The organism is Flavobacterium anhuiense (assembly GCF_900101855.1).
GTDB lineage: Bacteria > Bacteroidota > Bacteroidia > Flavobacteriales > Flavobacteriaceae > Flavobacterium > Flavobacterium anhuiense.
This window is the reverse complement of record NZ_FMVC01000001.1, coordinates 175,926-198,296: the sequence shown is the minus strand read 5'-3', so window position 1 is coordinate 198,296 and position 22,371 is coordinate 175,926. Positions and strand designations below refer to the sequence as shown.

The following is a 22,371-nucleotide window of genomic DNA, read 5'->3' as shown; positions in this document are numbered from 1 at the left end:
TTTAAACATGTTAAATATGGAGAAAGAACTGAAAATAAATAGTGCTGATTCTTTTAAGGAAAAGCTTTGGATTGGAATTCCTGTTGTTTTACTAGTAGGTTTATTATCTGTTTTAATATATAATCATCACGCAGAATTTACGTGGGATGGATTTGTGAATGGTTTTAATGCGGAGTTTTTAGTGTTTTTGGCCATTGGAGTTTTTGCTCAATTGGTTGATGGTACTTTAGGAATGGGTTACGGAGCAACTTCAACGTCATTTTTATTGGCTTACGGAGTGCCGCCAGTTGTAAGTAGTACAGCAGTTCACGTTTCAGAAATGTTTACAACGGGAGCATCGGCACTTTCTCACCATCGTTTCGGAAACATTAATAAAAAGCTGGTAAAACATTTATTGATTCCCGGAGTTTTAGGCTCGATTACAGGAGCTTATTTATTGTCTGATGTAATTGATGGCGACGTTATTAAGCCTTTTATTGCAGTTTATATGATGATTTTGGCAATTGTTATTATCAGAAAGGCATTGAAAAAGAGTATAGTAAAAAAGAAAACTAAAAAATTGGGCGCTTTAGCTGTTTTTGGCGGATTTATGGATTCTGTTGGAGGCGGAGGTTGGGGGCCAATCGTAACTTCGACTTTATTAGGAAGAGGAAGAAACCCAAGATATACAATTGGTTCAGTAAACGCTGCTGAATTTGCGATTTCATTTGCAAGCGGTATCACCTTTATGCTTTTTGGAGGAATCCACGGCTGGCAGGTGATCATCGGATTGATTTTAGGAGGAGTCGTTTCAGCGCCTTTGGCAGCTTATTTAGTAAATAAAATCAAAAGAAAACCAATGATGGTTGCAGTTGGGATTCTAATTATAATATTGAGTTTAAAAACATTATCTAAATTATTGTAAAGATAATTTTAGAAAGGAAAAGATTTATGAGTGCGATTATTGTACAAGAATTATTAGAGAAAACTAAAAATCTTTCGCTTGACGAAACCTTAGTTTTTTTAGCAAAAGAATTTCCGGGAAAAGTCATTTTTTCGACTTCTTTCGGACAGGAAGATCAGGTAATTACCGATTTTATTGCAAAAAGTAACACAGATATTAAGGTGTTTACTTTAGATACAGGAAGATTATTTCAGGAAACGTATGATGTTTTTCATAAAACATTAAAAAAATACAAAAGACCAATCGAAGTTTATTTTCCAGAAGCAGCTTCAGTAGAAAATCTGCTTCAGACTAAAGGGCCAAACAGCTTTTACGATTCAGTTGAAAACCGAAAAGAATGCTGTTTTATTCGAAAAGTGGTTCCGTTGAGAAAAGCTTTGGCCGGAAATTCAGTTTGGATTACAGGATTAAGAGCCGAACAATCAGAAAACAGACAAGATTTAAGTTTGTTTGAATACGATGGAAATTTCGAAATCATCAAATTCAATCCTTTACTAAAATGGACTTTAGAAGAAGTTGAAATATATCTTTCAGAAAATAATGTTCCGCAAAATGCATTACACAAACAAGGTTTCGTAAGTATTGGATGCGCGCCATGTACCAGAGCGATTTTCCCTGGAGAAGATATTAGAGCTGGAAGATGGTGGTGGGAATCAAGCCATAAAGAGTGCGGGCTGCATAGTGCTAAGAAAGAGTAGGTAAGACTTTTAGAGGCAAGAAGAAAGAGGCGAGACTTTCTTTTAGAGAATAGAATATAGATTATAGAATAAAGAGTGGAGATTTTAGATCAGGCAACTTGAAACTTTAAACATGAAACCTGAAACAAATTTTCACAACAAAAATATCAAACAAAAAAACAATGAGTTCAGTATTAAAAACAAACGCTTTAGAGAGTGAAGCGATATACATTTTCAGAGAAGTAATTTCACAGTTTGACAAACCGGTTTTACTTTTCTCAGGAGGAAAAGATTCTATTACGTTAGTGCGTTTGGCGCAAAAAGCATTTTTCCCTGCTAAGATTCCGTTTCCTCTTTTGCACGTTGATACAGGACACAATTTTCCTGAGACAATCGCTTTCAGAGATAAATTGGTAGAAGAATTAGGTTTAGAGTTGATCGTTCGTAATGTTCAGGATGCTATTGATGAAGGAAAAGTAGTTGAAGAAACTGGTAAATACTCAAGCAGAAACAGTTTGCAAACAACAACACTTTTAGATGCAATTGAAGAATTTAAGTTTGATGCTTGTATTGGCGGTGCGCGTCGTGATGAAGAGAAAGCGAGAGCCAAAGAACGTATTTTCTCTGTTCGTGATGATTTCGGACAATGGGACGAGAAAAATCAAAGACCTGAATTGTTTGATATCTTGAATGGAAAAATTGAAAATGGACAAAACGTTCGTGTTTTCCCAATTTCAAACTGGACAGAATTAGATGTTTGGAGTTATATCGAAAAAGAAAAAATCGAGATTCCGTCAATCTATTTCTCACATAAAAGAAAAGTTTTTTTGAGAGACGGTTTAATCTGGTCGCATTCTCCTTTTGTGTACCAAGAAGAAGACGAACAAATCGAAGAAAGAATTGTTCGCTTCAGAACCGTTGGAGATATGAGCTGTACAGCAGCTGTTGAATCTTACGCAGCAACAATCGAAGAGGTTGTAGGCGAAATCAGATCATCAACCATTTCTGAAAGAGGAGCCAGAATCGATGATAAACGTTCTGAAGCTGCAATGGAAAAAAGAAAACAACAAGGATATTTTTAATGCAATTAAAAATTGAGAATTAAAAATTAAAAGTTAGAATCAAGAAAACAAAAACATACAGATTTAAGTTTCGAGAGAACATGAAACCTGAAACTTTAAACCTGAAACAATATATAAGATGGACGTTTTAAAAATAGCAACAGCAGGAAGTGTAGATGACGGAAAAAGTACTTTGATCGGAAGATTATTGTACGATACAAAATCGTTGACAACTGATAAAATAGAAGCAATCGAAAAAAGCAGTAAACAGAAAGGATACGATTACCTTGATTTTTCTTTGGCAACTGACGGACTAGTAGCAGAAAGAGAGCAAGGAATTACGATTGATGTTGCGCACATTTATTTTTCGACAGCAAAGAAAAGTTACATTATTGCCGATACTCCGGGGCACGTAGAATATACAAGAAACATGGTTACAGGAGCCTCGACTTCTCAGGTTTCTATTATTTTAATTGATGCTAGAAAAGGAGTTATCGAGCAAACTTACCGTCACTTTTTCATCAACAATTTATTGAGAGTGAAAGAAGTAATTGTCGCCATCAACAAAATGGACTTAGTAGATTACTCAGAAGAGGTTTTCAATAAAATCAAAGCTGATTTTGAGGCTTTAAACGCAAAAAGCACATTCAAAGAGCAAAACGTAAGCTATATTCCGTTAAGCGCAATCAACGGCGGAAACGTGGTTGATAAATCAGAAAATATGCCTTGGTACGAAGGACAAACGGTTTTAGAGCATTTAGAAGGATTGCATTCTCATGATGTTTACGAAGCAGGAAAAGCGCGTTTCCCAGTTCAGACCGTTATTCGTCCAAAAACAGAAGAATACCACGATTTCAGAGGATACGCTGGAAAATTGTACGGAAACTCAATTAAAGTTGGAGATGCAGTTACAGTTCTTCCATCGTTAACAGAATCAAAAGTATCTAAAATTCACTTTTTCGATAAGCAATTTGATGAAGCTACAGCAGGTTCCTCAATTACAATCGAATTAGAAAATGATATCAATGTAACGAGAGGTGATATGATTGTAAAATCAGATGAGCTCCCAAAAATTGAAAAAGATATTACAACAACAGTTTGCTGGATGGACAGCAAAAAACTCGTTCCAGGAACAAAATACTTGGTACAACATAATACAAACAGAGTTTTAGCAAAAGTAGAAAGCATTAAAAATACTATTGCAACAGATTATTCAGGAACAACTCCGGCAACACAATTGGCAATTAACGAAATCGGAGAAGTGAGCATCAAATTAAGCAAACCGTTATATTTTGATCCGTACAACGAAAACAAATCAAACGGAGCTTTCATCTTAATTGATACAGCAACAAACACAACAGCAGGAGTAGGGTTTATTCGATAATTGATCGTAAATGGTTTTGGTTGATAGTTATCTTCCAGCAAACCAACAACCAGCAACTGACAACCAACAACTAAAGAAAAATGGAAAGTTTTAGAACAGAAATAGAAAATCCGGTAGTTCAGAAGGAGATTATCGAATTAGAAAAAAAGATTCACTTATTCCGCGGAGGAAAAATTGATGATGAGCGTTTTCGTAGTCTTCGTTTGGCTCGTGGAATCTACGGTCAGCGTCAGGAAGGTGTTCAGATGATTCGTATCAAACTGCCTTATGGTAAAGTAACCAGCGAGCAGTTGAGAAGAATTACAGAGGTTTCAGATAAATATTCAACAGGCCGTCTGCATATTACAACACGTCAGGATATTCAGATTCACTACGTGAGTTTAGACAGAACACCTGAGCTTTGGTCAGAATTAGCAAAAGATGATATCACTCTGCGTGAAGCGTGTGGTAACACAGTTAGAAATATTACAGGAAGTGAATTGGCAGGAGTTGACGTAAACGAACCATTTGATGTTACGCCTTATGCACACGGAATGTTCCAATACTTATTAAGAAACCCAATCTGTCAGGAAATGGGACGTAAGTTCAAAATTGCGTTCTCTTCTTCAGACGAAGATACGGCTTTGAGTTATTTGCACGATTTAGGATTTATACCGAAAATTAAAGACGGACAAAAAGGTTTCAAAATCATGTTTGGAGGAGGTTTAGGATCTCAGCCAGCACATGCAGAATTGCTTTCAGAGTTTGTACCAGTTAACCAAATTATACCAACAGCAGAAGGAATCATCCGTATTTTTGACAGATATGGAGAACGTGCTAAAAGAATGAAAGCACGTATGAAATTCTTAATCAAAGAAATCGGGAAAGATGCCTTTTTAGAATTGGTTGAAAATGAGAAAAAAGCGATTGCTTTTGAAACATATGAAATCGACACCACTGCTTTTGAAGGGCCAATTGCTGAACCAGTTTTAGAAGTTCCGCAAGTTACAATTGAAGATACAGAAGCGTATGAAGCGTGGAAAAAATCGAATGTAATTAAGCAAAAGCAAGAAGGTTATTACGCTATTGGAATCAAAGTTTTATTGGGAGATTTTTACACTGATAAAGCAAGATTATTAGCCGATTTAATTAAAAATTACGCAGCAAACGAATTACGTTTTTCATTGCGTCAAAATATTGTAATACGTCACGTAAAAGAAGAGAATCTTCCTTTCTTTTATCAAGAATTAGCCAAACTTGACTTTGTTCATTTAGGATATAATTCAGTTGGAGATATTACGGCATGTCCGGGTACTGATACTTGCAACTTGGGGATTGCAAGTAGTACCGGTATTGCAGAAGAATTAGAAAGAGTTTTAAAAACAGAATATCCTCAGTATTTAAACAACCGTGAAATCGAAATTAAAATTTCAGGCTGTATGAATGCTTGTGGGCAGCATAATATGTCTGCAATTGGATTCCAAGGAATGTCTATCAACTCAGGAAAATTAGTAGCTCCGGCTTTACAAGTTTTGTTAGGAGGAGGAAGATTAGGAAACGGAGAAGGACGTTTTGCTGATAAAGTAATTAAAATTCCTAGCCGTAGAGGGCCAGAAGCATTACGCACTATTTTAAATGATTTTGATGCTAATGGAAATGGAGAAAAATTCCTGAATTATTACGATTCAAAAGGAGAAAAATACTTCTACGAAATTTTAAAACCATTATCTGATGTTACCAATTTAACGGAAGCTGATTTTGTAGATTGGGGTAACGCGGACAATTACGTAAAAGCAGTTGGAGTTGGAGAATGTGCCGGAGTTGTGATCGATTTAGTAGCTACATTATTGTTTGAAGCTAAAGAAAAATTGATTTTGGCTCAGGAATCTTTCGATGAGAAAAAATGGTCAGATGCAATTTATCATGCTTACGCAGGATTTGTAAATGGCGCAAAAGCATTGTTATTGGCCGAAAATCAAAAAACAAACCACCACGCAGGAATCGTGGACTTGTTTGATACTGTCTTTATTGATACTAATAAAATCGAATTAAACTCAACTTTTAAAGACTTGGTTTACCAAATCAATAAAAACGAACCATCTGAAGCTTTCGCTAAAGATTACATTGCACAAGCAACAGTTTTCTTTGATAAAATCGAAACTTTCAGAGCACAGGAATTAGCAAATGCATAATATAAAACCCAAAATAACTTTAGTCGGTGCAGGTCCGGGCGATCCCGATTTACTGACGCTCAAAGCTGTAAAAGCATTGGCTGAAGCTAATGTGGTTTTATATGACGCTTTGGCCAACGAAGAAATTCTAGATTACGCGCCAAAAAATGCCATCCGAATTTTTGTTGGAAAAAGAATCGGAAATCATGCTTATACGCAAGATCAAATCAATCAATTGATTGTCGATAATGCACTGACATACGGAAACGTGGTGAGATTAAAAGGCGGAGATCCATTTATTTTCGGAAGAGGCGGAGAAGAAGTTGATTTTGCAGAAAGCTTTGGAATCGAAACAATCGTGGTTCCCGGAATATCATCAGTAGTTGCTGTTCCTGCAAGCCAAGGAATTTCAATTACAAAAAGAGGAGTTTCAGGAAGCTTTTGGGTAATTACGGGAACAACTTCTGATAGAAAATTATCATCAGATGTAGCTTTAGCAGCACAATCCTCTGCCACAGTAGTGATTTTGATGGGAATGCACAAATTGTCTCAAATTATCGATTTGTTTCAAAAAGAAGATAAAGGAAACTTACCCGTTGCAATCATCCAAAACGGAACAACAGCTGAAGAAAAAGTTGGCGTAGGCACAGTCGATTCGATTTTAGAAGTTGTAAAACAAAAAGAATTAGGTTCACCAGCGATTATTGTTTTAGGCGAAGTTGTCCGTGAAAGCAATAAGCTAAAAGGATTTTACGAAGAATTTCTATCAAAAGAAACCATTCGTTAAAATTGCATGTTCCTCAGGAACATTTGATTAACAACCGATTTTGTAGCGTCAGGTTTTAACCCGAAGTTTGCATTATTAATTGTTCCGTTAGGAACAACATATTGGTAACATGGAACAAAACGAATTATATCCAATATTTCTAAAGCTTCACAATTTAAATGTATTGATTGTTGGTGGAGGAAATGTAGGTCTGGAAAAGCTTTCTTTCTTGCTCAAGTCAAGTCCGAATGCAAATGTTGAGGTAGTGGCAAAAGAATTTCATTTAGAAATAAAAGTTCTGGCCGAAAAACATCCTTCGATAACATTAACAAGATCGAAGTTTAAAAAGAAAATGCTCAAAAAACGTCACATGGTAATTGCCTGTACAGACGATTTGAAAGTGAATAAAAGAGTTTACGATTTAGCGAGAAAGCGCTATTTGATTTGCAATATCGCCGATACGCCAGATTTATGCGATTATTATCTAGGTGGAATCGTAACAAAAGGAAATGTCAAAATTGCGATTTCAACAAATGGAAAATCGCCGACGACAGCCAAAAGACTTCGGGAGTTTTTCGAAGAAGTAATTCCAGAAGATATCAATCAAATGGTTGAGAATCTGAATGAATACCGAAAAACCTTAAAAGGCAATTTTGAAGAAAAGGTTAAAAGAATGAACGAGATTACCTCTTCATTAAAAAATAGAGAGTAAAAAGTTTCGGAAAGAAATTAATGATAAAAATCATTGAAAGTACAAGGATTTATTCGTTTCTTTGCGTTATTAAGAATGATTATAAACAACAACATAATGATTAAAACAGATATACTTATAATTGGAGCAGGACCAACAGGTTTATTTGCCGTTTTTGAGGCAGGATTGTTAAAATTAAAATGCCACATTTTAGATGCGCTTCCACAAGCGGGAGGGCAACTATCAGAGTTATATCCAAAAAAGCCAATTTATGATATTCCTGGATTCCCAGAAGTTTTAGCCGGAGACTTAATCGACGGATTAATGGAGCAAATCAAGCAATTTGAGCCAGGTTTTACTTTAGGAGAACGTGCAGAAACAATCGATAAGCAAGAAGACGGAACTTTCATTGTAACATCAAATAAAGGAACTAAATTTCATGCGCCAGTTATCGCAATCGCGGGAGGTTTAGGAAGTTTCGAACCTCGTAAGCCACTTATTGAAGATATCGAGTTTTATGAAGATAAAGGAGTAAAATACTTCATTAAAAATCCTGAGAAATTCAGAGATAAAAGAGTTGTTATTGCAGGAGGAGGAGATTCAGCATTAGACTGGTCAATTTTCTTAGCAAACGTAGCTTCAGAAGTAACTTTGATCCACAGAAGAAACGAATTTAGAGGAGCTTTAGATTCTGTAGAAAAAGTGCAGGAATTAAAATCAGCTGGAAAAATCAAATTAATCACTCCAGCAGAAGTTGTTGGAATCAACGGTGCAGAGCACGTAGAATCATTGGACATCGAAGAAAATGGAGCACACCGTAAAATCGAAACAGATTATTTCATTCCACTTTTCGGATTAACACCAAAATTAGGTCCAATCGGTGACTGGGGATTAGAAATCGAGAAAAATGCTATCAAAGTAAACAATGCATTAGATTACCAAACTAACATTCCGGGAATCTTCGCCATTGGAGACGTAAATACATACCCAGGAAAATTAAAGTTAATCCTTTGTGGTTTCCACGAAGCCACTTTAATGTGTCAGGCCGCTTACCAAATCATTAATCCAGGTAAAAAATACGTATTGAAATATACAACAGTTTCTGGAGTAGATGGTTTCGACGGAACTCGTAAAGAAGCGCCAAAAGCTGTTGTGAAAGCGATTGTTTAATCTGAGGTGCTGAGGTTAAGATTTTTATATAGAAAGCTCAAACTTTATAGTTTGGGCTTTTTCTTTTTTAAAATGTAATGACTTAATCTATATCTTTAATCAAAAATTTATTTAAGGTGTAAATGAGAAACATAATACTTCTGATCTTAGTTTTTTCGAGTTTTGCAACAGGATGCCAAAAAACAAAAAAAGAACCAGTTAAAGCTAAAGTAAACATTTCTGAAAAAAAGGATACAACATGTCTGCCTCATTTGTATGACGATCCAAAACTTGAAAAAGAAAAAGTTCTTATTTATGCAGAAGAAGGTATTGATTCAGTATTAATTTCCAGAAATGAATTGAACAAAATTGAAAAGCTTTTTCCTGTATTTAAAGCCGAATTTCCTTCAGATCCAAATGAATCATATGCCGGTAAAGTATGGGAAAATTATATTAATCAGGATGGAAAAGAAGAATCTATTACATTTGGCAGTGAAGTTGGCAGAGATGATTTTTGTTTAATTTATGCCTATTATTTAAAGCAAAAAAATGGAGAAGCAAAATTCAAACTAGAAAGAGAAAAATTAATTAAATTATATAGAGCAATAAACGGACTTTATGAAGGATTAAATTATGGAGGAACTTATTTTGGCCATCAACATAAAAGATTAAATGCATCTGTAGAATATTCAATTTATAAATTAAAATTAAGGAAAGAATATTATGAAAAGAAATACAATTTTAAAAAGCAAAAAGATTTGTATATCAAAGCGTTGATGCAATATGTTTCAGATGAAGAAAGTCAGGATCCATACAATCAAGATGATCCTAGAGATGGCAAGGGAGAAGGAAGTGAAAGAGGAAAACGACTTCAAGAGAAAATCGATATTTTAGAAAAATTGATTACCAATTATTTCTATTTAAATCAGGTTCAAAATTTCGAAATAACATATTACAAATAATAAACTATGGAGGATTGGTTTGAAAATCTATCGAAAGAAGAAAGAGAAGAAATCGAAACTGGACTTTATTCAGGCAGAAAATAATGAAGTCATAGAACATGAAGAAGTGATGAAAGTGTTCTTTAAAATATAAAACCGAAAAGGAATAAGTTTTAATGGAGAAACCTTAGAACCTTAGCATCTTAGTCCCTCAGAACCTTAAAAAAAAACATTTGCAAATCGAAACCCTATTTCATACCTTTGCACTGTTCTTAAAATTATTGTTAGTTATCACGAAAGGCGGAGGGACAGACCCAATGAAACCTTAGCAACCCTTTACCATAAAGAAGGTGCTAAATTCTACTTTTTACTAATTTTCAAGTATTAAAGATAGATAACACAAATACATTACAAGTATTTCTCAAAACTTTTCCAGACAACGTACAATATTTACCGAAGCAATTCAGTAGAAGGAGCGAATCATTGGCGCATTTTTGCAGTCAGTAGTTCCCGCTTTCGCCTATATCTCTCCATTTCATTGCGAGGATACCGGCTCAATCGGGGCTAATGAGCCAGCAATAGTGCACTTTTGGAAATAAAGTGAAAAAAGTATCCGAAGCAAACCTAAAAGGTTTTAAAACCTGTTAGGTTTAAACTTCACAATCATAATAAAAAAAACTTAGCATCTTAGAACCTTAGTATCTCAGAAGCTAAAAAAAGAAGCCATGGCAATAACAATTCAAGAAGCAATAAAAAAAAATATCCTAATCCTTGACGGAGCAATGGGAACAATGTTGCAACGCTATAATTTCTCAGAAGAAGATTTCAGAGGAGAGCGTTTCAAAGATTTTCCGCATCCGTTAAAAGGAAACAACGATTTACTATCCCTGACACAACCACAAGCAATCCGCGATGTACATGCCGCTTATTTTGAAGCAGGTGCTGACATCGTAGAAACCAATACCTTTTCAGGAACGACAATCGGTATGGCCGATTATCACATGGAAGACTTGGTTTACGAGTTAAACTACGAATCGGCAAAACTTGCACGCGAGGTTGCCGATGAGTTTACCGCAAAAAATCCAGAAAAACCACGTTTCGTAGCCGGTTCAATCGGACCTACAAACCGTACAGCAAGTATGTCACCAGACGTAAACGATCCAGGTTACAGAGCTGTAACATTTGACGATTTACGAATCGCATACAAACAACAAGCAGAAGCGTTAATGGACGGTGGATGTGATTTACTTTTAGTAGAAACGATTTTCGATACATTAAATGCAAAAGCAGCACTTTTTGCAATCGAAGAAGTAAAAGAAGAACGTAATCTTGATATTCCAATCATGGTTTCTGGAACAATTACCGATGCTTCAGGAAGAACACTCTCTGGACAAACTGTTGAAGCATTTTTGATTTCAGTTTCACATATTCCGTTATTAAGCGTAGGATTCAATTGCGCTCTTGGAGCTGATTTACTGAAACCGTATTTAAAAACATTAGCACATAATACGAGCTTTAATGTTTCGGCACATCCAAATGCAGGATTGCCAAACGCATTCGGACAATACGATGAAACACCAGAACAAACACAAGCATTTATTAAAGAATATTTAGAAGATAATTTAATCAATATCATCGGAGGTTGTTGCGGAACAACTCCAGATCATATTCGATTAATGGCTGAGGTTGCAAAGGATTATAAGCCACGTGTGGCGCCAGTTATTGAATAAATTGCCAAATTAATATTGCTTTTGAAATTAAAAATGATAAAAAGTAACGTTGGAAAGTAAAACAAATCAATGGAAAACTTTTCTGTTCTTCGTAGTAGTTAGTTTTATAATCTACCAAATATATTTTGTTCAAAAAAATGATTATAGAAAATCTTTCAAAGGAGAAGCGATTGCATTAGTAACTATAAATGAAGGAACAGAAAGGCACAAAGTTGTAAGATATTATTTTTATACAGATCGAAAGATTTTGGGAAAGATTGGAAACAGGACCCGTCAAAATAATTTGTATAAAGAGATAAATAAGTTTTATAAAGTAAAATACGATTTGAATAAACCTGAAGAGAATGAAATTTTCTTAGAAGAGGAATTAAAACCTGATTCTTTAGCACTCGTTAAAGCGGGTTTTGTCAAAACTAAATATTATGAATATGATGATGCAACGGGTAAATATTTAGAAAAATCAAAATGGAAATAAATGTATTATAAGAATGAATTTATGATAAATCGTCTTATGAAACCGATTTTGCGTGAGGGATAGAAGTGAAAAGCCCACAGCCTGACGAAGGAAGAGCGAGGACTTGTAACGGATAGCCCGACCCGGAGGGGCACGCCCAAATTAAAATATTGAAAAAGAATATACCTATAAGGTTTTACAAACCTCACAGAAAAAAATAGAATAAAAAACTTAGAACCTTAGTATCTCAGGATCTTAGTAACTTTAAAAAAAATGACAGAAAAAAGAAGAGACCTTGTATTATCAGGATTAGAACCGTTGATTATTACGCCGGAAAGTGTTTTCGTGAATGTTGGTGAGCGTACAAACGTAACAGGTTCAAGAAAATTCCTAAGATTAATCAAGGAAGAGAAATATGACGAGGCACTTGATATTGCAAGACAGCAGGTAGAAGGAGGGGCACAGATCATCGATATTAATATGGATGAAGGAATGCTTGATGGAGTTACGGCAATGACTAAATTTTTGAATTTAATTGCGGCTGAACCAGATATTTCGAGAGTCCCAATTATGATCGACAGTTCGAAATGGGAAATTATTGAAGCTGGTCTAAAAGTAGTACAAGGAAAAAGCGTTGTAAACTCGATTTCGTTAAAAGAAGGGGAAGAAGCTTTTATTCACCACGCCAAATTAATCAAACGTTACGGAGCGGCGGCAATTGTTATGGCTTTTGACGAAGTAGGTCAGGCCGATAATTACGATCGTAGAGTAGAGATTTGTAAGCGCTCGTATGATATTTTGGTGAACAAAGTAAATTTCCCTCCACAGGATATTATTTTCGATTTGAATATTTTCCCAGTTGCAACGGGAATGGAAGAACATAGATTGAACGCGTTGGATTTCTTTAGAGGAACAAAATGGGTTCGTGAAAACTTGCCGCATGCACATATCAGCGGTGGCGTAAGTAACGTTTCGTTCTCTTTTAGAGGGAATGACGTTGTTCGTGAAGCGATGCACTCGGTGTTCTTATACCACGCCATTAAAAACGGAATGACGATGGGAATCGTAAATCCGGAAATGCTGACGATTTACGATGATATTCCAAAAGACTTATTAGAATACGTTGAAGACGTAATTCTGGACAGACGCGACGATGCAACCGAAAGACTTTTGGATTTTGCTGAAAGTGTTAAAGGCGAAGCAAAAACAGATGAAAAAGCCGTTCAGGAATGGCGTTTAGGATCGGTTCAGGATCGTATTACACATTCATTGGTAAAAGGAATTGATACTTTTATTGAAGAAGATGTAGAAGAAGCTCGTTTGGCTGCCACAAAACCAATAGAAGTTATCGAAATCAATTTGATGGCCGGAATGAATGTAGTTGGAGATTTATTCGGAAGTGGAAAAATGTTCCTTCCTCAGGTAGTTAAGTCGGCTCGTGTAATGAAAAAGGCAGTTGCTTATTTATTGCCTTTTATTGAAGCGAGCAAAGAAGCAGGAGACAAACAAGGAAACGGAAAAATCCTGATGGCGACTGTAAAAGGTGACGTTCACGATATTGGTAAAAACATTGTTTCGGTAGTTTTGGCTTGTAACAATTATGAGATTGTAGATTTAGGAGTAATGGTTCCTCCAGAGAAAATTATTTCGGCTGCAATTGAGCATAATGTAGATATCATCGGATTAAGCGGATTGATCACGCCTTCGCTTGACGAAATGGTTTATTTGGCCAAAGAATTAGACAAACAAGATATTAAAATCCCAATTATGATTGGTGGGGCAACGACTTCGCGCGCACATACAGCCGTGAAAATTGCACCTCAATACAGAGAAACTGTAATTCACGTAAACGACGCTTCGAGAGCCGTTACGGTTGCAGGAAATCTTTTGGATCATAATAGAAAAATATATGCAGCAGATATTCGTGCAGAATACGATTCGTTTAGAGAAACGTTTTTAAATCGTTCAAGAGACAAAAACTTCCTGACGATTGAAGATGCCCGCAAAAACAAAATGCAATTGGATTGGTCTGAATATACGCCGACTAAACCAAAAGTAATCGGCGCACAAACCATCGAAGTAGAATTGGATGTTTTGGTTCCGTATATCGACTGGACGCCATTTTTCCAGACTTGGGAATTGTACGGAAAATATCCAGCGATTTTGACTGATGAGGTTGTGGGCGAACAAGCCACATCTGTTTTTAAAGATGCTCAGGCAATGCTGAAAGTTATTTTGGCTGAGAAAAAACTAAAAGCAAAAGGTATTTACGGAATTTTCCCTGCGAATCAGGTAAATGACGATGATATCGAATTGCGCGATGAAAACGGAAAAGTATTAGAGAAATTCTTAACGCTTCGTCAGCAGTCGCAAAAAACAAAAGGCGCGCCAAATATTGCTCTAGCCGATTTCATTCTTCCAAAAGAAAGCGGAATCGAGGATTACATAGGAGCTTTCTGTGTAACAACTGGTTTTGGTGTTGACGAATGGGCTGCGGAATACGAAAAGAATTTAGACGATTATAATTCGATTATGGTTAAAGCCCTTGCGGATCGTTTTGCTGAGGCTTTCGCTGAATATCTTCACGAGCGAGTGCGTAAAGATTTCTGGGGTTATGACAGCGAAGAATCGTTAACCAACGAAGAATTGATTAAAGAAAGTTATAAAGGAATTCGTCCGGCGCCAGGTTATCCAGCTTGTCCAGATCACTTGGAGAAGCCAACCATCTGGAAACTTTTGGATGTTGAAAAACAAATTGGAGTGAAACTAACAGAAAGTATGGCAATGTGGCCGGCTTCATCAGTTTCAGGATATTATTTTGGAAACCCAAAAAGCCGCTATTTCGGACTCGGAAAAATAAAAGAAGATCAGGTGACAGATTACGCCAAACGCCGAAATGTACCGCTTGATTACGCAATGAAATGGTTAAATCCTAATATAGCAGACTAACGAAAAAGTTATTTTGGTTTCAGGTTTCAAGTTTCAAGTTACAGTAGAGAACTTGATACATGGAACTTGGAACTTGAAACAAAAAACAAATAATGAAAGTAACAGAACATATAGAAAACGCCAAAGGAAAAACATTATTCTCATTTGAAATTATTCCTCCTCAAAAAGGGAAAAGCATTCAGGAATTATACGATAATATTGATCCGTTAATGGAGTTTAACCCACCATTTATTGATGTAACAACTTCTCGTGAAGAGTACATTTACATTGATCGCGGTAATGGACTTTTGGATAAAAAACTGACTCGTATGCGTCCAGGAACGCTTGGAATTTGCGCTTCTATAAAACATAAATACAATGTCGATACGGTTCCGCACTTGCTTTGCGGAGGTTTTACCAAAGAAGAGACCGAATACATGCTAGTTGACTGTCATTATTTAGGAATCAATAACGTTATGGCGCTTCGTGGCGATGCAATGAAACATGAGCAATCTTTTACACCAAAAGACGGTGGAAATCATTATGCAGTTGATTTGGTAAAACAAATCAAAGATTTAAACTGCGGACAATATCTGCATGAGGTAATTGATACTGATAATAAAGCCGATTTCTGTATTGGAGTTGCAGGTTATCCAGAAAAGCACTTAGAATCTCCTTCTTTACAATCAGACTTAAAAAGATTAAAAGAAAAAGTAGACGCAGGAGCTGATTACGTAGTAACACAAATGTTTTTTGACAATGCTAAATATTTTGCTTTCGTAGAAAAAGCAAGAGAAATGGGTATCACAATTCCAATTATTCCTGGAATTAAACCAATTGCTGTTCAAAGACATTTACAAGTTTTACCGCAGATTTTCAGAATCGATTTACCAGAAGATTTAATCGATGCAGTAGACAAATGCAAAAACAACGCTGAAATCAAACAAGTCGGAATCGAATGGGCAGTTCAGCAGTCATTAGAATTAAAAGCCGCCGGAGTTCCATTTTTACACTATTATTCAATGGGTAAATCTGAGAATATACGCCAGATTGCAAGTCAGGTTTTTTAATTGCAGACGCATAGAACTTTGTCAAAGTTTAAAACTTTGACAAAGTTGTTGAGTTCTAGTTGTCGTTCCTCGCAATGACCAACAGGCTTGGAATTTGTATTTTTAAATTTTGGAATTTAACTTTTACAGTCATGAAGCAAGAAGAATTACAAGCCATAGCCTCTCAATTGAAACATCCATCGGGAGAAAAAGGAATTGAAATGGCCAATATGATGAACGAAACGAACATCAATATGACCAAACATTCCATCCAAAATCTAAATATTTCAAACGAAAACAGAATCCTAGAAGTAGGCCACGGAAACGCAGGTCACGTAGAATTTCTGTTTGAACAAGCAGAAAAATTAAAATATTACGGACTGGAAATGTCGGAACTGATGTTTCAGGAAGCACGCCAGATTAATAGAAATTTTGTTTCTCAAAAACAGGCTTTTTTTTCAATTTATGACGGAAATACGATTCCATTTGAAGATGGATCATTCGATAAAATTTTCACTGTAAATACGATTTATTTTTGGCAAAAGCCTGAAGAATTGCTTTCAGAAATTTACAGAGTTTTAAAATCGAACGGTACTTTCTGTTTGACATTTGCCGAAGAAGATTTTATGAAAACATTGCCTTTTACACAATACGAATTTGAATTGTACAGTACACAAAAAGCGCAGGAATTAATCAAAAAATCAGAATTTAAAATCGTTTATACAGAAACACAGACCGAAAAAGTAAAAAGCAAAACCGGAGAATTGGTTGACAGGGCTTTTACTACTATTGTTTTGGAGAAATAAATGAAATTTTTAAACGCATAGAAACATAGATTTTTTTAATTTTAACTGAGAAGAATTAAAAGAAAAACAAATTTTTCACACATAGTCTATGTTTGTTTAAACAAATGAAAAGAGAACTATGTTTCTATGTGTTTGGAAATATAAAGCTTGCTGAATTCTAAATCCTTTTATCATTATGGAAGTTAAGAAAATCAATTTTTTGCAGAGTTACAGCAGTATTTTATGGCTTCTTGGCGGAATCATAATCGGGAGCATTTTCGGGGTAGTATTTGGAGAAGATGTTTTGATTATAAAACCCCTTGGCGATATATTTCTGAATTTACTTTTCACAGCTATTATTCCGCTTATCTTTTTCACGATTGGTTCTTCGGTCGCTAATCTGGAAAGAACAGAAAAGCTTGGAAAACTGTTTGTCATAATGTTATTGGTTTTTCTCGCTACCATTTTGATTTCGGCAATTGTGATGATTTGCGCGGTTTATCTTTTTCCAATTCATGAAGATATTGCGATTGCAAAAGTTCCCTTGGAAGAAGTAGCATCGGGATCAGCGGGAGATCAAATTGCGAAACTGCTTACGGCCAATGATTTCTTCGAATTATTGTCTCGAAAAAGTATGTTGGCACTGATTATTTTCTCTTTTTTAGTCGGTTTTGCCACATTACAATCAGGAGAAAAAGGAAATTCCTTCAAAAGTTTTCTAGATTCAGGAAACGAAGTGATGAAACAGCTTTTGAATATTATCATGAAATTGGCGCCTATTGGTTTAGGAGCTTATTTTGCTTATCAGGTTGGCGTTTTTGGACCGCAATTATTAGGAGTTTATGCAAAACCTATGGCAGTTTATTACGCAGCTTGTGTCTTCTATTTCTTTGTTTTTTTCAGTTTATATGCGCTTGTTGCTGGCGGAAAGAGAGCTTTTAAAGTTTTTTGGAGCAATAATATAATGCCTTCTTTAACAGCAGTAGGAACTTGCAGTAGTATCGCAACGATTCCAGCCAATTTAGCTGCAGCAGAAAAAATGGGAATTCCAGCACATGTTAGAAACTTAGTGATTCCGCTTGGAGCGCCTTTGCATAAAGACGGTTCGAGCATGTCATCTATCTTAAAAATAACCTTTTTGTTTGCCATGTTTGGTAAAGATTTTTCAGACCCTATGACCATTCTTTTGGCACTCGGAATTACAGTTATCGTTTCGATTGTTGAAGGAGGAATCCCGAATGGAGGTTATATTGGTGAAATTTTAGCGATAACAGTTTATGGTTTTCCTATGGAACAAGCTTTGCCAGTTGCCATGATTCTAGGGACACTGGTAGATCCAATTGCTACTTTATTAAATGCAAACGGAGATGTAATCTGCTCGATGATGGTTTCGAGATTCTCGGAGAAAACCAAGTGGTAGCTTTTCTTTAAACACACACAATTTTTATTAATCTTTCTCATCCGCGCAATCTGTGCGACATAACTAATACAACAAACTTATGAATTCAATATTACAGCATGATCTCAATAATTTTGAGAATATTTTAGAAAAAACAAAACAGCAGGGAATTGATTTTCTCAATAATATCGAAAATATTCCCACATCGAATACTTATTCGATTGATCCTAAAACAGTCTTAAACGAATTGGGTTTGGGATCTATTGAAGCTTTAAAAGAATTTAATGAAAGATTGGCTCCTTTGATAGTTTCTTCGCCAGGTCCAAGATATTGGGGATTTGTAACAGGAGGTTCAACACCAGCCTCTATAGTAGGAGACTGGCTGGCGTCGGTTTACGATCAAAACACGCAGTCAGTTACATCCCAAGGCGGGAATTCAGCTTTAATAGAATTTGAAACTATTAATTTATTATTGCAATTATTAGAGCTTCCTGATTCATTTTTAGGCGGATTCGTTACAGGCGCGACGATGTCAAATTTCACTTCTCTTGGAGTTGCCCGACAATGGTTTGGGAAACAGTCAGGGAAAGATTTTGCTAAAAACGGAGTTTCAGAACCAATCAATATCTTAACAGCGACACCCCATTCTTCTTCTATAAAATGTTTGTCGCTTTTAGGAATTGGAAGCCAGAATTATACGGTTGTAAAAACAATTGAAGGAAATCGTGAGGCTTTGGATATTGTTGATTTAGAAGAAAAAATCAAAGCTTTAAACGGAAAACCTTTTATCCTTATTTCGAGTGCAGGAACTGTAAATACAGCAGATTTTGATGATTTTGAAGCCATTGCAACATTAAAAGAAAAATACAATTTCTGGTGGCATATTGACGGAGCTTTTGGCGGATTTGCTGCTGTTTCGGAAAAATACAAACACTATGTAAAAGGCTGGGAGGGCGCTGACAGTATTACTATTGATTGTCATAAATGGCTGAATGTGCCATATGAAAGTGCTTTTTATTTGATTAAAAAAGAACACATTAATCTTCAGATTGAAACTTTTCAGAATTCAAATGCGCCTTATTTAGGAAATGCACTGGAGAACTTTAATTATCTAAATGTGCTTCCCGAAAATTCACGCCGCTTGCGTGCACTCCCTGTGTGGTTTTCGCTTAAGGCTTACGGAAAAGAAGGTTTTAGAAATCTTATTGAAGATAGCACAGCATTGGCTTTGCATTTTGGAAATGCTTTAATAGAAAATGATTTTGAACTTTTAGCACCAATTCGTTTGAATAATGTCTGCTTTACGTTGAAAGGAGAACACAATCAGGAAAAAGTGAGCCAGTTTTTATCTGTATTGAATGATACAGGAAAAGTATTTATGACGCCTACAGTTTATCAAAACAGAAAAGGTATTCGCGCTTCTTTTGTAAATTGGAGAACTACAGAAGATGATGTGAAACTTGTAATTGAGGAAATGCGAGAAGTGCTTTCAAAAATATAAACCTTATAAAAGTAGAAGAGCCTGTTTGAAGGAACAGGCTCTTGACTAACACAAAAAAAAACAAAAAACAAGGTATTTAAAGAACGAAATTAAATTTGTTATAAATGCATTACCACTATTGAGGTATACATGACATTTAAATTTGATTTGCCAAATATAATATTATTTATAACAAGTCTAAATAAAAATAGTAAATATTTATTGAAAAATCCTTAATTTGCTGGTTTGTAGAGAAGAGGGTATAGTAAGGAATAAAAAAGCGGTCTGTTTTTTTATAAAACAAACCGCTTTTCTAACTGAAGATCATGACTGTGACTGAAAACTTACTTAGTAATTTCTCTAAAAACAGCTTCCAGATTTTTATTTTTCTGATTTAATTGTAAAGTTTTTAATCCATTTTCGTTGGCAAAGTCAAAGATGGCAGGACGCATATCTTTGTCTGTAACAAAAGTCAGTTCCCATGTCATGTCATGTGTATTTATGTACGAGGAAATATTTTCTAGTTTAGCCAAAAGTTGTTCTTCAACTTTGTAATCAAACTCTACTTCAACAACTTGCTCTTTGTCGGCAGTTACCAAATGGTCTAATTTATTGTCTGCAACGATTTGTCCTTTGTCAATAATTATGACACGATCGCAAATTGCTTCGACTTCCTGCATAATGTGTGTGGATAAAAAAACTGTTTTATTTTTTCCCGCATTTTTGATCACATTACGAATTTCCATTAACTGATTCGGATCCAGACCTGTAGTTGGTTCATCCAAAATTAAAACTTCTGGATCGTGAAGCAAAGCATTTGCCAATCCGACGCGCTGACGATATCCTTTAGAAAGCTGTCCAATCTTTTTATGGCTTTCTGGTGTCAGTCCTGTCAGTTGAATAACTTCTTCGATTCTTGATTTTGGTACGTTATAAACATCAGCATTAAATGCCAAATACTCACGAACATACAAATCCAAATACAGTGGATTATGCTCTGGCAAGTACCCAATAAATCGTTGCACCTCTTTTGGGTTTGTCATGACATCGTGACCATTTACAAGGGCTGAGCCACTATCGGCAAGTAAATAAGTGGTCAAAATTTTCATTAACGTAGATTTTCCAGCTCCGTTTGGACCAAGAAATCCTACGATTTCTCCTTTCTCAATTTTAAAAGAAATTTCATTTAAAGCTTTTTGCTCTCCGTAACTTTTTGATATGCTGTTTACTTCTATCGACATGACTTTTTATTTGCTACAAAAGTAAACAGAAATAGTCTCGATTGCTAAAATTTTATCTTTTAAAGTAATCATAAAAAAAATGGGCAGCCCTTCATTCACGGCATTGTTATTGTTAAGGGAATGCTAAAATTAAAATAAAACCCAAATTATGAAAAAAATGTTAGTGATGGCTGCTTTAGCTATCTGCAGTTTTGCAAACGCACAAAAAGGAACAGTATTAGTAGGTGGAAACATCTCTTATTCTTCTGAAACAAGAGATTTTGGTAATGCAGAAAGAAAATCAAATGAATTTGCTTTTTCTCCAAAAGTAGGTTACCAATTTCACGAAAACTGGACAGTTGGAGGTGAGTTTACAGTTGCTTCTTCAAAAGATGATCAAGGTGTAAATGAATACAAAACAAACAGTTCTAAATTTGGTGCATTTGTACGTTACACAATGCCATTAAGCCAAACTTTCTCAGTATTCGCAGATTTAGGAGCTGGTTTCCAAAATCAAACTGAAAAAGATTACGTTGGATCAAACTACACAAAATATAAAGCAGATGGAATGTATATTGGTGTAACTCCAGCTCTTTTTATTAACATGAAAAATGGTTTCGGTCTTAACTTCAGCATTGGTGGTTTAGGGTACGAAACATTAAATTATGATAACAACGGTCCAGATGTTAGCAGATTTAATTTCAATTTTGGTAAAACAGCAAGCATTGGAATCTCTAAAAACTTCTAATCTTTAGTTTTTATATTCAATTTCAGAAAGCGCTCCAAATGGGGCGCTTTTTTTATAACCATTTCTTAGTGTTATTTTAATTTTTAATCTGTTTGAAATGAGTGTTTTTTAATTAATCGTTAAGAAAATCATTGCGATTCGATGTTGGTATTTTAATTGTTTGCTGTATGTGAAATCTTAATAAATACCATATATGAAAAAAATGCTACTTATTCTTGCATTAGCTATGGTTAGCTTTGCAAATGCCCAAAAGGGAACAATTTTAGTTGGCGGAAATTTTAGTTATAACTCTGAAAAAAACGAGCGCGAAATTTCGCCTACCAAAACAGATGCACTTGCTTTTTCTCCAAAAGTAGGGTATCAATTTCATGAGAACTGGACAGTTGGAGCTGAGCTTTCTTTAACGTATTCAAAATCTAGTATTGAAGATGGAGAAGGAAAATACACTGCATATAAAGCAGGTGCGTTCGTACGTTACACAGTTCCGTTAAACGAAACTTTTTCAGTTTTTGCAGATTTAGGCATCGGTTATCAAAATCAGAAAAATAAATATTATGATAATGGATCACTTACTTCTACCAATGGGGGTAACGGGATTTACACTGGTATAACTCCTGCGCTTTTTATCAATATGAAAAAAGGTTTTGGTTTAAACTTTAGTATTGGTGGTTTAGGATATGAAACATTAAGCTATGATCTTGATGATGAGGGATATGATTCTGATTATAGCAAATTCTTGGTCAATTTTGGAAAAACAGTAAACATCGGAATTTCTAAAAACTTTTAATTTTTGATTTCTTATAATATGAAAGCACT

General features: G+C 35.3%; 19 protein-coding genes and 1 riboswitch. Of the genes, 18 read left to right on the top strand and 1 reads right to left on the bottom strand.

What is annotated here, in order from left to right:
- The first annotated feature begins 16 nt into the window (after positions 1-16).
- From BLP44_RS00775 to BLP44_RS00700, 16 genes are all read left to right on the top strand, one after another.
- Entirely contained in the window at positions 17-904 is an 888-nt protein-coding gene (locus BLP44_RS00775) for a sulfite exporter TauE/SafE family protein (protein ID WP_123906987.1), read from the top strand.
- 26 nt (positions 905-930) lie between these two features.
- Entirely contained in the window at positions 931-1,641 is a 711-nt protein-coding gene (locus tag BLP44_RS00770; protein WP_066032892.1) for a phosphoadenylyl-sulfate reductase, read from the top strand.
- A gap of 161 nt (positions 1,642-1,802) precedes the next feature.
- On the top strand, positions 1,803-2,702 hold the full coding sequence (gene cysD / locus BLP44_RS00765) for a sulfate adenylyltransferase subunit CysD (RefSeq protein ID WP_008466601.1): 900 nt from the start codon (positions 1,803-1,805) through the stop codon (positions 2,700-2,702).
- 118 nt (positions 2,703-2,820) lie between these two features.
- The gene (locus tag BLP44_RS00760; RefSeq protein ID WP_008466602.1) at positions 2,821-4,065 is read left to right on the top strand and encodes a sulfate adenylyltransferase subunit 1; all 1,245 of its coding nucleotides are present in this window, start codon (positions 2,821-2,823) and stop codon (positions 4,063-4,065) included.
- A gap of 80 nt (positions 4,066-4,145) precedes the next feature.
- On the top strand, positions 4,146-6,236 hold the full coding sequence (locus BLP44_RS00755; protein ID WP_091128276.1) for a HEPN domain-containing protein: 2,091 nt from the start codon (positions 4,146-4,148) through the stop codon (positions 6,234-6,236).
- On the top strand, positions 6,229-7,002 hold the full coding sequence (gene cobA, locus BLP44_RS00750) for a uroporphyrinogen-III C-methyltransferase (RefSeq protein WP_091128273.1): 774 nt from the start codon (positions 6,229-6,231) through the stop codon (positions 7,000-7,002). Before BLP44_RS00755 ends, cobA begins: the two co-directional genes overlap by 8 nt.
- 109 nt (positions 7,003-7,111) lie before the next feature.
- Positions 7,112-7,693, top strand: coding sequence for a precorrin-2 dehydrogenase/sirohydrochlorin ferrochelatase family protein (locus BLP44_RS00745; protein WP_066032888.1), 582 nt, complete (start codon positions 7,112-7,114; stop codon positions 7,691-7,693).
- A gap of 96 nt (positions 7,694-7,789) precedes the next feature.
- Positions 7,790-8,842 (top strand): NAD(P)/FAD-dependent oxidoreductase, encoded by a 1,053-nt coding sequence (locus BLP44_RS00740; protein ID WP_066032887.1) that lies wholly within the window; start codon positions 7,790-7,792, stop codon positions 8,840-8,842.
- 122 nt (positions 8,843-8,964) lie between these two features.
- On the top strand, positions 8,965-9,783 hold the full coding sequence (locus tag BLP44_RS00735) for a hypothetical protein (RefSeq protein WP_091128269.1): 819 nt from the start codon (positions 8,965-8,967) through the stop codon (positions 9,781-9,783).
- Positions 9,784-10,047: 264 nt separating this feature from the next.
- A riboswitch (SAM riboswitch) is annotated at positions 10,048-10,163 on the top strand.
- 324 nt (positions 10,164-10,487) lie between these two features.
- On the top strand, positions 10,488-11,492 hold the full coding sequence (locus BLP44_RS00730; RefSeq protein ID WP_091128266.1) for a homocysteine S-methyltransferase family protein: 1,005 nt from the start codon (positions 10,488-10,490) through the stop codon (positions 11,490-11,492).
- Positions 11,493-11,541: 49 nt separating this feature from the next.
- Positions 11,542-11,967 carry a hypothetical protein gene (locus BLP44_RS00725; protein ID WP_091128263.1) on the top strand — a complete coding sequence of 142 codons (426 nt, stop codon included), beginning with the start codon at positions 11,542-11,544 and terminating at the stop codon, positions 11,965-11,967.
- A 252-nt stretch (positions 11,968-12,219) separates the two neighbouring features.
- Positions 12,220-14,895, top strand: a complete 2,676-nt coding sequence (gene metH, locus BLP44_RS00720) for a methionine synthase (RefSeq protein ID WP_091128260.1) — start codon at positions 12,220-12,222, stop codon at positions 14,893-14,895.
- 92 nt (positions 14,896-14,987) lie between these two features.
- The gene (gene metF / locus BLP44_RS00715; protein WP_091128257.1) at positions 14,988-15,944 is read left to right on the top strand and encodes a methylenetetrahydrofolate reductase [NAD(P)H]; all 957 of its coding nucleotides are present in this window, start codon (positions 14,988-14,990) and stop codon (positions 15,942-15,944) included.
- Positions 15,945-16,075: 131 nt separating this feature from the next.
- Positions 16,076-16,729, top strand: coding sequence for a class I SAM-dependent methyltransferase (locus BLP44_RS00710; RefSeq protein WP_091129758.1), 654 nt, complete (start codon positions 16,076-16,078; stop codon positions 16,727-16,729).
- A 175-nt stretch (positions 16,730-16,904) separates the two neighbouring features.
- Entirely contained in the window at positions 16,905-18,128 is a 1,224-nt protein-coding gene (locus BLP44_RS00705; protein WP_091128255.1) for a dicarboxylate/amino acid:cation symporter, read from the top strand.
- A gap of 79 nt (positions 18,129-18,207) precedes the next feature.
- Complete coding sequence (locus tag BLP44_RS00700; protein WP_066032879.1) at positions 18,208-19,608, top strand: pyridoxal phosphate-dependent decarboxylase family protein; 1,401 nt, start codon at positions 18,208-18,210, stop codon at positions 19,606-19,608.
- Between the two features lie 323 nt (positions 19,609-19,931).
- Here BLP44_RS00700 and gldA read toward each other — a convergent pair whose 3' ends face one another.
- Positions 19,932-20,828: a gliding motility-associated ABC transporter ATP-binding subunit GldA gene (gldA, locus tag BLP44_RS00695; RefSeq protein ID WP_091128252.1), complete on the bottom strand. Its 897-nt coding sequence runs from the start codon at positions 20,826-20,828 to the stop codon at positions 19,932-19,934.
- A 148-nt stretch (positions 20,829-20,976) separates the two neighbouring features.
- Between gldA and BLP44_RS00690 the strand changes: the two genes are divergently transcribed.
- A complete protein-coding gene (locus BLP44_RS00690) occupies positions 20,977-21,555 on the top strand; it encodes an outer membrane beta-barrel protein (protein ID WP_066032877.1) in 579 nt (192 codons plus the stop codon).
- A 193-nt stretch (positions 21,556-21,748) separates the two neighbouring features.
- Positions 21,749-22,342 carry an outer membrane beta-barrel protein gene (locus BLP44_RS00685; RefSeq protein ID WP_091128251.1) on the top strand — a complete coding sequence of 198 codons (594 nt, stop codon included), beginning with the start codon at positions 21,749-21,751 and terminating at the stop codon, positions 22,340-22,342.
- Positions 22,343-22,371: the final 29 nt, after the last annotated feature.